This window comes from Pseudomonas sp. LPH60 (genome assembly GCF_030718165.1).
Classification (GTDB): Bacteria; Pseudomonadota; Gammaproteobacteria; order Pseudomonadales; family Pseudomonadaceae; genus Aquipseudomonas; species Aquipseudomonas danubii.
Map to the genome: position 1 here is coordinate 744199 of NZ_JAVAJH010000004.1, position 13462 is coordinate 757660.

The 13462-nt window shown below is 62.0% G+C and carries 12 protein-coding genes; 3 read left to right on the forward strand and 9 right to left on the reverse strand.

What is annotated here, in order from left to right:
- Positions 1-178: 178 nt before the first annotated feature.
- The 3 genes from Q8O96_RS18285 to Q8O96_RS18295 form a co-directional block, all read right to left on the reverse strand.
- Positions 179-952, reverse strand: a complete 774-nt coding sequence (locus Q8O96_RS18285) for a MetQ/NlpA family ABC transporter substrate-binding protein (RefSeq protein WP_305949186.1) — start codon at positions 950-952, stop codon at positions 179-181.
- A 63-nt stretch (positions 953-1015) separates the two neighbouring features.
- On the reverse strand, positions 1016-1690 hold the full coding sequence (locus Q8O96_RS18290; RefSeq protein WP_102862485.1) for a methionine ABC transporter permease: 675 nt from the start codon (positions 1688-1690) through the stop codon (positions 1016-1018).
- Positions 1690-2697, reverse strand: coding sequence for a methionine ABC transporter ATP-binding protein (locus Q8O96_RS18295; RefSeq protein WP_102862486.1), 1008 nt, complete (start codon positions 2695-2697; stop codon positions 1690-1692). Before Q8O96_RS18295 ends, Q8O96_RS18290 begins: the two co-directional genes overlap by 1 nt.
- Positions 2698-2931: 234 nt before the next feature.
- Here Q8O96_RS18295 and katE point away from each other — a divergent pair, with 234 nt between their 5' ends.
- Positions 2932-5106, forward strand: a complete 2175-nt coding sequence (gene katE, locus Q8O96_RS18300) for a catalase HPII (protein WP_305949187.1) — start codon at positions 2932-2934, stop codon at positions 5104-5106.
- Between the two features lie 56 nt (positions 5107-5162).
- Here the strand turns inward: katE and Q8O96_RS18305 are convergent, their stop codons facing one another.
- Genes Q8O96_RS18305 through zur form a run of 4 tightly spaced genes read right to left on the reverse strand, consistent with a single transcriptional unit; the run spans position 5163 to position 7968 of the window.
- Positions 5163-5882, reverse strand: a complete 720-nt coding sequence (locus tag Q8O96_RS18305) for a PA5502 family lipoprotein (RefSeq protein WP_102862488.1) — start codon at positions 5880-5882, stop codon at positions 5163-5165.
- A 37-nt stretch (positions 5883-5919) separates the two neighbouring features.
- On the reverse strand, positions 5920-6708 hold the full coding sequence (znuB, locus tag Q8O96_RS18310) for a zinc ABC transporter permease subunit ZnuB (RefSeq protein WP_102862489.1): 789 nt from the start codon (positions 6706-6708) through the stop codon (positions 5920-5922).
- Positions 6701-7486, reverse strand: coding sequence for a zinc ABC transporter ATP-binding protein ZnuC (znuC, locus tag Q8O96_RS18315; protein WP_102881444.1), 786 nt, complete (start codon positions 7484-7486; stop codon positions 6701-6703). The genes znuB and znuC overlap by 8 nt, the downstream gene beginning before the upstream one ends.
- Positions 7486-7968, reverse strand: a complete 483-nt coding sequence (gene zur, locus Q8O96_RS18320) for a zinc uptake transcriptional repressor Zur (RefSeq protein ID WP_060836879.1) — start codon at positions 7966-7968, stop codon at positions 7486-7488. The genes znuC and zur overlap by 1 nt, the downstream gene beginning before the upstream one ends.
- A gap of 57 nt (positions 7969-8025) precedes the next feature.
- On the opposite strand from zur, the gene Q8O96_RS18325 reads away from it, so the two are divergent.
- Positions 8026-8955: a zinc ABC transporter substrate-binding protein ZnuA gene (locus Q8O96_RS18325; RefSeq protein WP_102862491.1), complete on the forward strand. Its 930-nt coding sequence runs from the start codon at positions 8026-8028 to the stop codon at positions 8953-8955.
- 85 nt (positions 8956-9040) lie between these two features.
- Here the strand turns inward: Q8O96_RS18325 and Q8O96_RS18330 are convergent, their stop codons facing one another.
- Both Q8O96_RS18330 and Q8O96_RS18335 read right to left on the reverse strand, forming a co-directional pair.
- The gene (locus tag Q8O96_RS18330) at positions 9041-9991 is read right to left on the reverse strand and encodes a homoserine kinase (RefSeq protein ID WP_102862492.1); all 951 of its coding nucleotides are present in this window, start codon (positions 9989-9991) and stop codon (positions 9041-9043) included.
- A gap of 65 nt (positions 9992-10056) precedes the next feature.
- Complete coding sequence (locus Q8O96_RS18335; protein ID WP_102862493.1) at positions 10057-10344, reverse strand: DUF2782 domain-containing protein; 288 nt, start codon at positions 10342-10344, stop codon at positions 10057-10059.
- A gap of 74 nt (positions 10345-10418) precedes the next feature.
- Between Q8O96_RS18335 and polA the strand changes: the two genes are divergently transcribed.
- A complete protein-coding gene (polA, locus tag Q8O96_RS18340) occupies positions 10419-13211 on the forward strand; it encodes a DNA polymerase I (RefSeq protein WP_102862494.1) in 2793 nt (930 codons plus the stop codon).
- The last annotated feature ends 251 nt before the right edge of the window (positions 13212-13462 follow it).

Genomic DNA, 13462 nt, shown 5'->3' on the forward strand with positions numbered 1-13462 from the left:
ACCGCTGAACCGCTGAACCGCTGAACCCTGTAGCCGCTGCCGCAGGCTGCGATCGGCCTCGAAGAGGACGCGTGCTTGAGGCCCGCGGAAGGCGCTTCGCGCCTTATCGCAGCCTTCGGCAGCGGCTACAAACAAAACGGGGCGCCCCAAGGCGCCCCGTTTGTATTTCTGCAACCGATCAGAACGCTGGCAGCACGGCGCCTTTGTACTTCTCGAGAATGAATTGCTTCACTTCTGGGCTGTGCAGGGCGGCGACCAGTTTCTTCATGGCGTCCGAGTCCTTGTCGTCAGGACGGGCGACCAGGATGTTCACGTAAGGCGAATCCTTGCCTTCGATCACCAGGGCATCCTTGGAAGGGTCCAGCTTGGCCTGCAGGGCGTAGTTGGTGTTGATCAGGGCCAGGTCGACCTGAGTCAGCACGCGGGGGATGGTGGCGGCTTCCAGTTCGCGGAACTTCAGGTCCTTGGAGTTCTCCGTGATGTCCTTGATGGTGGCCAGGATGTTGTTGGAATCCTTGAGCTTGATCAGGCCGGCCTTGTCCAGCAGCAACAGGGCGCGACCGCCGTTGGTGGCGTCGTTGGGGATCACCACGGTGGCGCCGCCTGGCAGTTCGGCGAGTTGCTTGTATTTGCTGGAGTAGGCGCCCAGGGGTTCCAGGTGCACGCCGGCCACGCTCACCAGCTTGGTGCCCTTGGCCTTGTTGAACTCATCCAGGTATGGCTGGTGCTGGAAGAAGTTGGCGTCCAGGCGTTTCTCGGCCACTTGCACGTTGGGCTGCACGTAGTCGGTGAAGACCTTGACCTTCAGGTCCACGCCTTCTTTGGCCAGGGCCGGTTTGACGAATTCCAGGATCTCGGCGTGGGGCACCGGTGTGGCGGCCACGGTCAGGGTTTCGGCGGCGTGCGCGGAGAACGCGGCAACGGCTGCGAAAGCGACGAGTAGTTTTTTCATCGAACAAGCTCCTTGTAAGTCGCCCGACCCCGGGCGCCTGCCGGCCGGGGCCGGCGATTGCAATTATTTGCGGGAAAAGTGCACCACCAGCTTATCGCCAACGGTTTGCAGAACCTGAACCAACACAATCAGCATTACCACGGTCACCACCATCACATCGTCCTGGAAACGCTGGTAACCATAACGAATGGCCAGGTCACCGAGGCCGCCTGCACCCACGACACCGGCCATGGCGGTGTAGCCGACCAGGGCGATGGCGGTGACCGTGATCGCCGCGATGATACCGGGGCAGGCCTCGGGTAGCAGGGCGTTCATGATGATCTGCCGGGTCGTGGCGCCCATGGCCTGGGTGGCCTCGATAATGCCGCGATCCACTTCACGCAGAGCGGTTTCCACCAGGCGCGCGAAGAAGGTGGAAGCGCCCACCACCAGCGGAGGGATGGCGCCCGCCACACCCAGGGAGGTGCCCGTGATGAGGATAGTGGTCGGAATCATCACAATCAGCAGGATGATGAACGGCAGCGAGCGGATGGCGTTGACCACAAAGCCCAGGATCGAATAGACATTTTTCTGTTCCAGCAACTGCCTTGGGCTGCACAGGAACAGCAAGACCCCCAGCGGCAGGCCGACCAGTACGGTGAATACCAGGGACGTGCTGAGCATGACCATGGTGTCGCTGGTTGCCACTCCGATATCGGCCCAGTCAACGTTGTCGAAGTAATGCAGTAAGCCGCTCATTAGCGCAGCACCTCCATGTGGACATCCGCCGCGGTGAAGCGGGCGAAGGCCGCTTCCATGTCACCGCCGGTGATGGCCAGGGTCAGTTGCCCGTAAGGGGTGTCTTTGATGCGGTCGATGCGTCCGGCGAGGATGCTGTAGTCGACCCCGGTCTCCCGGGCCACAGTGCCCAGCAGCGGTGCGTAGGTGGAGTCGCCCTGGAAAGTCAGGCGCACGATACGCCCCGGTACGTGGGCGAAGTCGTCGCGTTGCTCGTTCTCGTCGATCTGCTCGTCTTCCTGGACGAAGCGTTTGGTGGTCGGGTGCTTGGGGTGCAGGAACACCTCGGCCACCGAGCCCTGTTCGACGATCTGGCCGGCGTCCATGACCGCCACCTGGTCACAGACGCGACGGATCACGTCCATTTCGTGGGTGATCAGAACGATGGTCAGGTTCAGCTCGCGATTGATCTCGGCCAGCAATTGCAGGACCGAGGCCGTGGTCTGCGGATCGAGGGCGCTGGTGGCTTCGTCGCACAGCAGGATCTTTGGCTTGGTGGCCAGGGCACGGGCGATGCCGACGCGCTGTTTCTGGCCGCCGGACAGTTGTGCCGGGTATTTCTTGGCGTGGTCGGACAGGCCGACCCGCTCCAGCAACTCAGCCACACGGCGTTCGATGTCGCTGCGCGACAGCTCGCCGGCCAGGGTCAGGGGCAAGGCGACGTTGTCAGCCACAGTCTTGGAGGACAGCAGATTGAAGTGCTGGAAGATCATCCCGACCTGTTGGCGGAAGCGGCGCAGGCCGTTGGCGTCCAGCGCGGTGACTTCTTCACCGTCGACGATGATCGTGCCGCCGCTGGGGTTTTCCAGGCGGTTGATCAGGCGCAGCAGCGTGCTTTTGCCCGCGCCGGAATGACCGATCAGGCCGAACACCTGACCATTCTCGACCCGAAGACTGGTCGGGTGCAGGGCGGGAATATCCTTACCGGCGACCCGGTAGGTTTTATGGACGTTTTGAAACTCGATCACGTAGCGAACCTTGTGGGGCGCGTTAGAAAAGGATCAGCGGTTAGCCGGGCGCGCATTTTAGCCTGTCCGTATAGAGGTTCTTAGCATTTATTTCGCAATCATCCTGCCATTTGGCAATAACGCGATCAAAGGTCATAAAAAAGGAACGCTCGCAGTTTCTCGTCAGTCACTACTTAAGCCACTCGAGAAGCCCCAGGTGCCGTGCCTGCGGGCCTGTGTTCACGAAGCCCCGGCGTGCCAGGGACTTCGCCAACGAGGAGTTTTTGTCTGATGAGTACGAAAAAACCCAATGCCCCGAAAAGCCAGATGGCCGGGACCGATACCCTGGACCGGGGCAACAGCAACACCAAGTTGCAGAGCCTGGAGCCGTTCCGCTCCGACGCCACGGGCCAGGCCCTGCGGACCAATCAGGGGGTGAAGGTCGCTGACAACCAGAACAGCCTCAAGGCGGGCGCTCGTGGTCCTTCGCTGCTGGAAGACTTCATCATGCGGGAGAAGATCACCCACTTCGACCATGAGCGGATTCCCGAGCGCATCGTCCACGCCCGGGGTGTTGGCGCCCATGGCTACTTCCAGAGCTACGACAATCATTCGGCGCTGACCAAGGCCGGTTTCCTGCGCGATCCGCAGAAGAAGACCCCGGTGTTCGTGCGCTTTTCCACGGTCCAGGGACCAAGAGGTTCCGGCGATACCGTGCGTGATGTCCGGGGTTTTGCAGTGAAATTCTTCACCGACGAGGGCAACTTCGACCTGGTGGGCAACAACATGCCGGTGTTCTTCATCCAGGACGCGATCAAGTTCCCCGACTTCGTGCATGCGGTGAAACCCGAACCCCACAATGAGATCCCCACCGGCGGCTCGGCCCACGACACCTTCTGGGACTTTGTCTCCCTGCAGCCGGAATCGGCGCACATGGTGATCTGGGCCATGTCCGACCGGGCCATTCCGAAAAGCCTGCGCAGCATGCAGGGCTTTGGCGTGCACACCTTTCGTTTGATCAACGCCGAGGGGCGCGCAAGCTTCGTCAAGTTTCACTGGCGGCCGGCGGTGGGCACCTGTTCCCTGGTCTGGGACGAGGCGCAGAAGCTCGCCGGCAAGGACACCGACTTCCATCGCCGTGACCTGTGGGACTCCATCGAAGCCGGGGATTACCCGGAGTGGGAGTTCGGCGTGCAGATCATCGCCGAAGAAGACGAACACAATTTCGACTTCGACATTCTCGACCCCACCAAGCTGATCCCCGAGGAACTGGTGCCCATCACGCCCCTGGGCAAGATGGTGCTCAACCGCAACCCCGACAATTATTTTGCCGAAACCGAGCAGGTCGCCTTCTGCCCGGGGCACATCGTGCCGGGGATCGATTTCTCCAACGACCCGTTGCTGCAAGGGCGGCTGTTTTCCTACACCGATACGCAGATCAGTCGCCTGGGTGGGCCGAACTTTCATGAGCTGCCCATCAACCGACCGCTGACCCCTTTACACAATGGTCAGCGCGACGCCATGCACCGCAGCACCATCGACAAGGGGCGGGCTGCCTACGAGCCGAACTCCATTGATGGTGGCTGGCCGAAAGAAACCCCGCCGGCGGCCCAGGATGGTGGTTTCGAGAGTTATAACGAGCGCATCGATGCCCACAAGATCCGCCAGCGCAGCGAGTCGTTCGGCGATCATTTCTCCCAGGCACGGCTGTTCTTCAACAGCATGAGCAAGCACGAGCAGGAACACATCATCGCGGCCTACAGCTTCGAGCTGGGCAAGGTCGAGCGGCAGTGGATCCGTGAGCGGCAGGTAAACGAAATTCTCGCCAACATCGATCTGCACCTGGCCGCTCGTGTGGCCGAGAACCTGGGCCTGGCGGCGCCGAAGAAGGCCACTGTGGCTGAGCGCAAGACGTCGCTGACGCGCTCGCCGGCCCTGAGCCAGGCGAACCTGCTGCCGGGTCATATCAAAACGCGGAAAGTGGCGATTCTTGCGGCCAACGGCGTTGATGGTGCAGCGATTGACGCGTTGAAGAAGGCTCTCACGGCCGAAGGGGCGCACGCTAAGCTGTTGGGGCCGACCTCGGCACCGGTCACCACCGCGGACGGCAAGCGTTTGCCGGTGGATGCTTCCATGGAGGGCCTGCCGTCAGTGGCGTTCGACGCGGTGTTCGTGCCGGGCGGCGCGCAGTCGATCAAGACCCTGAGCGGCAATGGTGTGGCGCTGCATTACCTGTTGGAGGCCTACAAACATCTCAAGGCCATCGCCTTGCACGGCGAAGCCCGGGAGCTGCTGGCGGTGCTCAAGCTGGAAGCAGACAAGGGCTTGATCGTTGGAGGAGATGCCAAGGCATTCAAAGCGTTCTTTGCCGCCATTGGGCAGCATCGGGTCTGGGATCGAGAGGAAAAGGCCAAGGCAATCCCGGCCTGAACAAACTTTCGCCGACCAGCCCGCTCCCGGTAGGAGCCGGCTTGCCGGCGAAGGCTTTACTGCGCCTTGCGCGGGCTCAAGACCATCTGCGCCGGTACGTGGCGCACGATCTGCCGGCTGATCTTCTGTTCAAAGTCGGGGTCGAGCTTCTTCACCCGCTTGCCGAGCAAGGTCGACAGCCAGGGATAATCCTCGGTGCGCGGCACCTGGATGCTCACGTCGCACTGATAATTCACCACATCGGTGGCCAGCGCATCGAGCTGATGACGCAGCTTGCGGATATCGGTGACGTTCAAGGCGATGGTGGTGCTCTGGGCCGCAGGATCGATCAGCTTGGCCGCTGGGCGCGCTTCGGCAGCCTTCAAGGCGGCTTCGGCCTGGTCCAGCTCGGCCTTGCGTGCATGGGCAATGGCGTTGTTGACACCACCGGTCAGCGCCGGCGCCTTGGGCATCAGCGCCCGAGCCCGACTCAGGGCTGTGGCCGCGGCATTCACATCGCCCTTTTGCAGGACGATCTGGCTGCGCTGCAGATAGGCTTCGGCAATCTGCCGCTGGTATTGCACCAACTGTGGGTCGTCAGGCGTTTGTGCCTGCAGCGCACTGAGTTGGTCTTCAGCGGTGGCCAGCTCACTGCTGGCAATGTTTTGTTCCAGCTGCGCGATGGCCGAGGCCCGCGCATCGGGGACCTGGGGGGGCGCCGGTGGCGTGCTTTGGCAGGCCCCCAGCAGCAGGGAGAATGCGACAAGGAGCAGATAACGGGAGGCGAACGGCTTCATTCCTGCGACTCTCTAATTGCGCAAAAAGCGAGCAAGTCTACACCCCTCGACGGGGCAGAACAAAACTCAGCAGAAACAATGCGGCGGCCGTGACCACGATCGACGGCCCGGCCGGGGTGTCCTTGAACCAGGACAGCGCCAGCCCGCCGCACACCGCGAGCATGCCCAGCAGGCTTGCGCCCAGGGCCATCTGCTCCGGCGAACGGGCGTGACGCTGTGCCGCAGCGGCCGGGATGATCAGCAACGAGGTAATCAGCAATACCCCGACAATCTTCATTGCCACCGCAATCACCACGGCAATCAACAGCATCAGCGCCAGGCGCAGCGAAGCCACGGGCAGGCCTTCGACCTTGGCCAACTCCTCGTGCACGGTGATTGCCAGCAGGGGCCGCCACAGTGCCACCAGCAGCAACAGCACCGCTGCGCTGCCGCCGAGAATCCACGCCAGATCGCCTGGGCTGATCGCCAGCAGGTCACCGAACAGGTAGGCCATCAGGTCGATTCGCACTTCATGCATGAAGCTTAGTACCACCAGGCCCAGGGACAGGGTGCTGGGAGCAAGAATCCCCAGCAGCGTGTCGGATGCCAGAGGCTGGCGTTGTTGCAGGGTCACCAGCAGCACCGCCAGCAACAGGCAACCTACGGTGACGGCCACGGCGGGGCTGACATCCAGCAGGAAACCCAGGGCGACTCCCAGGAGCGCAGCATGGGACAGGGTGTCGCCAAAGTAGGCCATGCGCCGCCAGACCACGAAGGACCCCAAGGGGCCGGCAACCACCGCCAGGGCCAAACCTGCGAGCAGGGCGTAGAGCAGAAAATCAGCCATGCTTGCAGTTTTCTCCGTGGACATGGGGGTGGCCCGAGGCGGGCTGGGTGACCACCGAGCCATGCAGGTCATGGGCGTGATCGTGATGGTGGTGGTAGATCGCCAGGCTTGGTGCGTTCTTGCCAAACAGCTCGACGAAGGCGGGATCGCCGCTGACCTGTTCGGGGTGGCCCGAGCAGCAGACGTGGCGGTTCAGGCAGACCACCTGGTCGGTGGTGCTCATTACCAGATGCAAGTCATGGGAGACCATCAGCACGCCGCAGCCATGACGGTCCCGCAGGCGAGTGATCAGGCTGTAGAGCTCGGCCTGGCCGGCGACGTCAACGCCTTGTACCGGCTCGTCGAGTACCAGCAGTTCAGGCTCGCGCAGCAATGCCCGGGCCAGCAGCACGCGCTGCATTTCGCCGCCGGAAATGCTTTGCACCGGGCTGTCGATCACCTGCTCGGCGCCGACTTCCTTGAGGGCTGCCAAGGCTCGGCTGCGATCCACGCCCGGCACCAGGCGCAGAAAGCGCAGCACCGACAGGGGCAGGGTCGGGTCGACATGGAGCTTTTGCGGCATGTAGCCGACCCGCAGCTTGGGCTTGCGCCAGACGCTGCCACTGTCGGGCTTGAGCAGGCCCAGTACGGCGCGCACCAAGGTGGTCTTGCCGGCGCCGTTGGGGCCGATCAGGGTCACGATCTGCCCGGGCTCGACGCTGAGCTGGATGTTGTCCAGGACGTTCTGCCCGGCAAAGGTCACCCCGACCTGCTCGAGGCGGATCAACGCAGTGCTCATCAAGCCCCCTGGCAGCCCGAGCAGAGTCCGACCACTTCGACGGTCTGGCCCTCGACCACGAAGCCGACGTCGCGGGCGCTGGTGATGATGGCGTCGCTGATGGATTTCTGTTCGAGCTCGATGGCGGCGTGGCATTCGCGACAGATCAGGAACTGGCCCTGGTGCGCGTGTTCCGGGTGGTTGCAGCCGACGAAGGCGTTAAGCGAGGCGATGCGGTGTACCAGGCCGTTTTCCAGGAGGAAATCCAGGGCCCGGTAAACCGTTGGCGGGGCGGCGCGGCGACCGTCCTGCTCGCTGAGTACGGCGAGAATGTCGTAAGCCCCCAGGGGCTTGTGGCTTTGCCACACCAACTCCAGTACCCGCCGACGCAGGGCGGTCAGGCGCAGGCCTTGCCGTGCGCACAGGGCGTCGGCCTCAGACAGTGCGCTGTGTACGCAGTGAGAGTGGTCGTGTGGACGGCTGGCAAGGGGTGTTTTAGGCATGAGCGGCGACGAGGTTTGTGAGAGACGTTATTATGTTACCCGTTCTCGCCTCTTCGAGTGTCCATCGTGCCCACACTTTTTCGCCTTTTTGTCGCTTTTACCTTTAGCTTGTTCGCGATCGGCTCGGCCCAGGCCGAAGTCCGGGTACTCACCAGCATCAAGCCGCTGCAACTGATCGCGGCGGCGGTGCAGGACGGCGTTGCGGTTCCTGAGGTGCTGCTGCCGCCGGGTGCGTCGCCGCACAACTATGCGCTGCGTCCGTCGGACGTACGCAAGGTGCAGAGTGTGGACCTGCTGTACTGGATCGGCCCGGACATGGAGGGTTTTCTGCCGCGGGTCCTTAAGGGACGCACCCTGCCCTCGGTGGCGGTGCAGGATCTGCCGGGCATGAAGCTTCGCCATTTCGCCGAAGATAGCCACTCGCATGCCGAAGAAGCCGACGAACACGATCACGATCATCGCCCGGGAACCCTGGATGCCCACCTGTGGCTGTCGCCGATAAATGCCCGGGTGATCGCGGCGCGCATTGCTGCGGACTTGAGTGCTGCCGACCCGGCCAACGCTGCCCGTTACCAGAGCAATCTGAAAGCATTCAATGAGCGTCTGGATGCCCTGGATACCCGTTTGAAGGCTCGTCTGGCGGGGATCGCCGGCAAGCCCTACTTCGTGTTCCATGAGGCATTCGATTACTTCGAGGACGCTTATGGCCTCAAGCACGCCGGGGTGTTCAGCGTTGCTGCGGAAGTGCAGCCGGGTGCGCAGCACGTGGCGGCCATGCGCGCGCGTTTGCAGCAGGTGGGCAAGACCTGTGTGTTCAGCGAGCCGCCTCTGCGTCCGCGGCTGGCGGAAACCCTGGTGGCCGGGCTGCCGGTGAAACTGGCGGAGCTGGATGCGCTGGGTGGTTATACGCCCGCAACCGCTCAGGGCTATGAGCAGGTGCTGGAGAAATTGGGGAACGATCTGGCGGGCTGTCTGGAGCAGCTTTAAGCAGGGATTGTTGTGGGACGACTTTCGCGGGCCAGCCCGCTCCTACAGAGTGCACCTGTAGGAGCGGGCTGGCCCGCGAAGCGTTTTACAGGGCGAACGGCAGCGTGAGGCTGACCTGTTGCCGCTGTGCCAGACGCTGCTGGAACTCCATTGGATCGTGAATCAGTACGTCCTGCCCGGCGAAACTCTCGGCGGCAATCAGTCGTGACAGCCAGAAGCGCACGCAGGCTACCCGCAGCATGGTCGGCCAGAGTTCGGCCTCGGCCGCAGTGAATGGTCGCAGCGCCGCATAGGCGCCCAACAGCGCCCGGGCCCGTGGTCCGTCGATCACGCCTTCGGCGTCGGAGCACCAGTCGTTCAAGGCAATGGCCACGTCGTAGAGCATCGGCCCCGAGCAAGCGTTGTAGAAATCGATCAGGCCGGTCAGGTGGGTGCCTTCGAACATCGCGTTGTCGCGAAACAGATCGGCGTGGATGTTGGCCCTGGGCAGGGCGAGGATGCTGGTCTTCTGTTTGGTGATTTCATCCAGCGCCCGCTGCAGCAGGTCTTGAGCGGGAGTATCGAGATGCGACAACAGCTGGGTGCCCTCCTCCTGCATCCAGTCCAGGCCACGATCGGTCTTGCGTTTGATCATGTTGTCCTTGGTCGCCACGTGCAGATGCCCGAGCAACTCACCCACCTGGGCACAGTGCTGGGCGTTGGCTTCCTTGATGTGCTTGCCTGCCAGGCGCGGTTGCAGCAACGCCGGTTTGCCAGCCAATTCCCGCAGGGCCACGCCGTCTGTGGTGCGCAGCGCATAAGGCACCGGCAGGTCGGCCTGGTGCAGCACGTCCAGCAGTTCGATGAAGAACGGCATTTCCTGGACCGGGCCGCGCTCCACCAGGGTCAGGACGAACTCGCCCTGCTCCAGGCTGATGAAGAAGTTGGTGTTTTCGCTACCAGCGGCGATCCCCTGGAAGTCAAGCAGGCGGCCGAGCCCATAAGGGGCGAGAAAGGTTTCCAGCTCGGGCCGAGCCAGGGGGGTGAACACAGACATGGTTAAAAACTGCCAGTACGGGCGCCGCTATCGAGCCAGCGCCAATGAGTTGAAGTCGGAGTGGTTTACCACTCAAAGATTTTCCACGAAGGGATCAGCATATCCGGCTGATCCGAACGGATGAAGTTGCCGTCGGAGCCATCGGCGCGCACCAGGAAGTAGGGTTTACCGCCCTTGGGCGTGACTTTGATGGCGTACAGAAAGCCATTTTGCCGGTATTCCTGGATGGTCTTGTCGCCTTCCGTGCGAATGGTCACTTCCGGGTCCGCTGACGGCGCATCTTCTGCGGCGATCACGGCCATTGGAGCGATTGCAATCAAGCCGGCCAGCAGCAAGCGATTTAGTGTGCGCATGATAACCTTGTCCCTTTGTCGTCAACGGTCCCGCTATTCTAGCGCCGGACCCGCCGAAAAGGTTGATCCTGCTCATGAGCCAAGCCCCCCTCGTCCTGGTGGACGGTTCTTCATATCTGTACCGCGCGTTTCACGCGTTGCCACCTCTGACCACCTCCAAAGGCCTGCCCACCGGCGCGGTCAAGGGCGTGCTGAACATGCTCAAGAGCCTGCGCAAGCAGTACCCGGACAGCCCGTTCGCGGTGGTGTTCGATGCCAAGGGCGGGACCTTCCGCGATGACATGTACGCCCAATACAAGGCCAACCGCCCGAGCATGCCCGATGACATGCGGGTGCAGATCGAGCCGCTGCACGCCAGCGTGATCGCCTTGGGCTTCCCGCTGCTGTGCGTGGAAGGGGTCGAGGCCGATGACGTGATCGGCACCCTGGCCCGCAGCAGCGCGGCGGCGGATCGCCCGGTGGTGATTTCCACCGGTGATAAGGACATGGCCCAGTTGGTCGACGGGCACATTACCTTGGTCAACACCATGTCCGGTAGCAGCATGGATGTGGAAGGCGTGAAGGAGAAATTCGGCGTCGCTCCCGAGCAGATCATCGATTACCTGGCGCTGATGGGCGATTCTTCCGACAACATTCCGGGCGTACCGGGTATTGGTCCGAAGACGGCTTCCGGTTTGCTGGTCGGGGTCAATGGTGGCCTGAAGGAACTCTACGAGCAGCTTGATATCGTGCCGACGCTGCCGATTCGCGGCGCCAAGACCTTGCCGGCCAAGCTGGAAGAGCACAAGGAGATGGCCTTTCTCTCCTATCAGTTGGCGACCATCAAGGTAGACGTGGCCCTGGATGTGGGGCTGGATGACCTGCACTTGCGCGAGCCCGACCGCGAGAAACTGGCGGAGCTCTACAGCCTGCTGGAATTCAAGAGCTGGCTCGATGATTTGCAGCGTGACGCCAAGCGCGTCGAGCTCAGCTCTGCCGAGGCGCCTGAGGCGGTGGCAGAGCAACCGGCAGCGGCGGAGCAGGCGCCACTTGAGTTGCAGTACGAAACCATCCTCGACCAGGAGCGTTTTGCGGTCTGGCTGGAGAAGCTGAAAAACGCCAAGCTGATTGCGTTCGATACCGAGACCACCGGTATCGATGCACAACAGGCGCAACTGGTGGGGCTGTCCTTCTCGGTCAAGGCCGGGGAAGCGGCCTACGTTCCGTTGACCCACTCCTATATGGGCGTTCCGGAGCAGCTGGATCGCGACACTGTGCTGCTGGCTTTGAAGCCGTTGCTGGAAGATCCCAAGCTGCTCAAGGTCGGTCAGCACGCCAAGTTCGACATGAACATCCTGGCCAATTGCGCCATAGGTGGCGATCAGGCCAATGGCATCACCGTGCGCGGCATTGCCTTCGACACCATGCTCGAATCCTACGTGCTCAACTCCACCGCCACTCGCCATGACATGGACAGCCTGGCGCAGAAGTACCTGGACCACAGCACCGTGAGCTTCCAGGACATCGCCGGCAAGGGCGCCAAACAGCTGACTTTCGATCAGATCCCCCTTGAGCAGGCGGGGCCGTATGCTGCTGAAGATGCCGATGTGACCTTGCGTCTGCACCAGGTGCTGTTCGAGAAGCTGACAGCCATTCCGAGCCTGGCCAGCGTATTGACCGATATCGAGATGCCGCTGGTGCCGGTCCTGGCGCGTATCGAGCGTCAGGGCGCTCTGGTGGACGACAAGCTGCTGGGGCTTCAGAGCATCGAGCTGGGGGACAAGATGGTTGCCCTTGAGCGCGAGGCTTTCGAGATCGCGGGTGAGGAGTTCAACCTGGGCTCGCCCAAGCAACTGGGGACGATTCTCTACGACAAGCTCGGCCTGCCGGTGCTGAAAAAGACCGCCAAGGGCCAGCCTTCTACGGCTGAAGAGGTGTTGGCCAAGCTCGCCGAAGACGACTATCCGCTGCCTCGGGTGTTGATGCAGTACCGCTCCATGAGCAAGCTGAAAAGCACCTACACCGATCGCCTGCCCGAGCAGATCAACCCGCGCACGGGGCGTATCCACACCTCCTATCATCAGGCTGTGGCGTCTACCGGGCGTCTGTCCTCCAGTGATCCGAACCTGCAGAACATCCCGGTGCGCACCGCGGAAGGTCGGCGTATTCGCCAGGCCTTTATCGCCCCGGCCGGCTACAAGCTGCTGGCGGCGGACTATTCGCAGATCGAGTTGCGGATCATGGCGCACTTGTCCCGGGACGAAGGCCTGCTCAATGCCTTCCGCAACAACCTGGATGTGCACACCGCTACGGCTGCCGAAGTGTTCAAGGTGGAGCTCAAGGACGTTACGTCCGATCAGCGCCGCAGTGCCAAGGCCATCAACTTTGGTCTGATCTATGGCATGGGCGCGCAGAAGCTGGGCAAGGATATCGGCGTCGATACCAAGCAGGCCAAGGCCTACATCGATACCTATTTCGCCCGCTATCCGGGGGTTCGCGAGTATATGGACCGTACCCGTGCCCAGGCGGCGGACCAAGGGTATGTGGAGACCATCTTCGGTCGCCGGCTGTACCTGCCGGAGATCAACTCCAACAAGCCGCAGGAGCGTGCCGGGGCCGAGCGCACCGCGATCAACGCGCCGATGCAGGGCACGGCGGCGGATATCATCAAGAAGGCCATGGTGGCGGTGGACAACTGGCTGGAGTCCTCGGGGCTGGATGCCCGGGTCATTCTGCAAGTACACGACGAACTGGTACTGGAGGTGCGTGAGGACCTGGTGGATCAAGTACGTGATGAGATTCGCGGCTACATGAGCGGTGCCGCAACTCTGGATGTGCCGTTATTGGTTGAAGTCGGCGTGGGAAATAACTGGGATGAGGCCCACTAAGGGCTCTTTTAAGGGTTTTTTGCCGCGGCATAGTGTCGCGGTAAAAGCTGGCCAGGGGCTATTAGCACGGAAAATTTCATCGTTTATTGCCAATAGTTTTTGCAATCCGCCGGAACTAAATCGGTGAAAGCTCACTCAGAGTTACTGAATGGCTGGTGAAGCCCTTCGATGCTCCTATGTTGTGTTAAGTGTTGGCAGATATCTGGACCCCGCCCTAGCGGTCTAGAACTTGAACCCCGAACTTCCCCCTC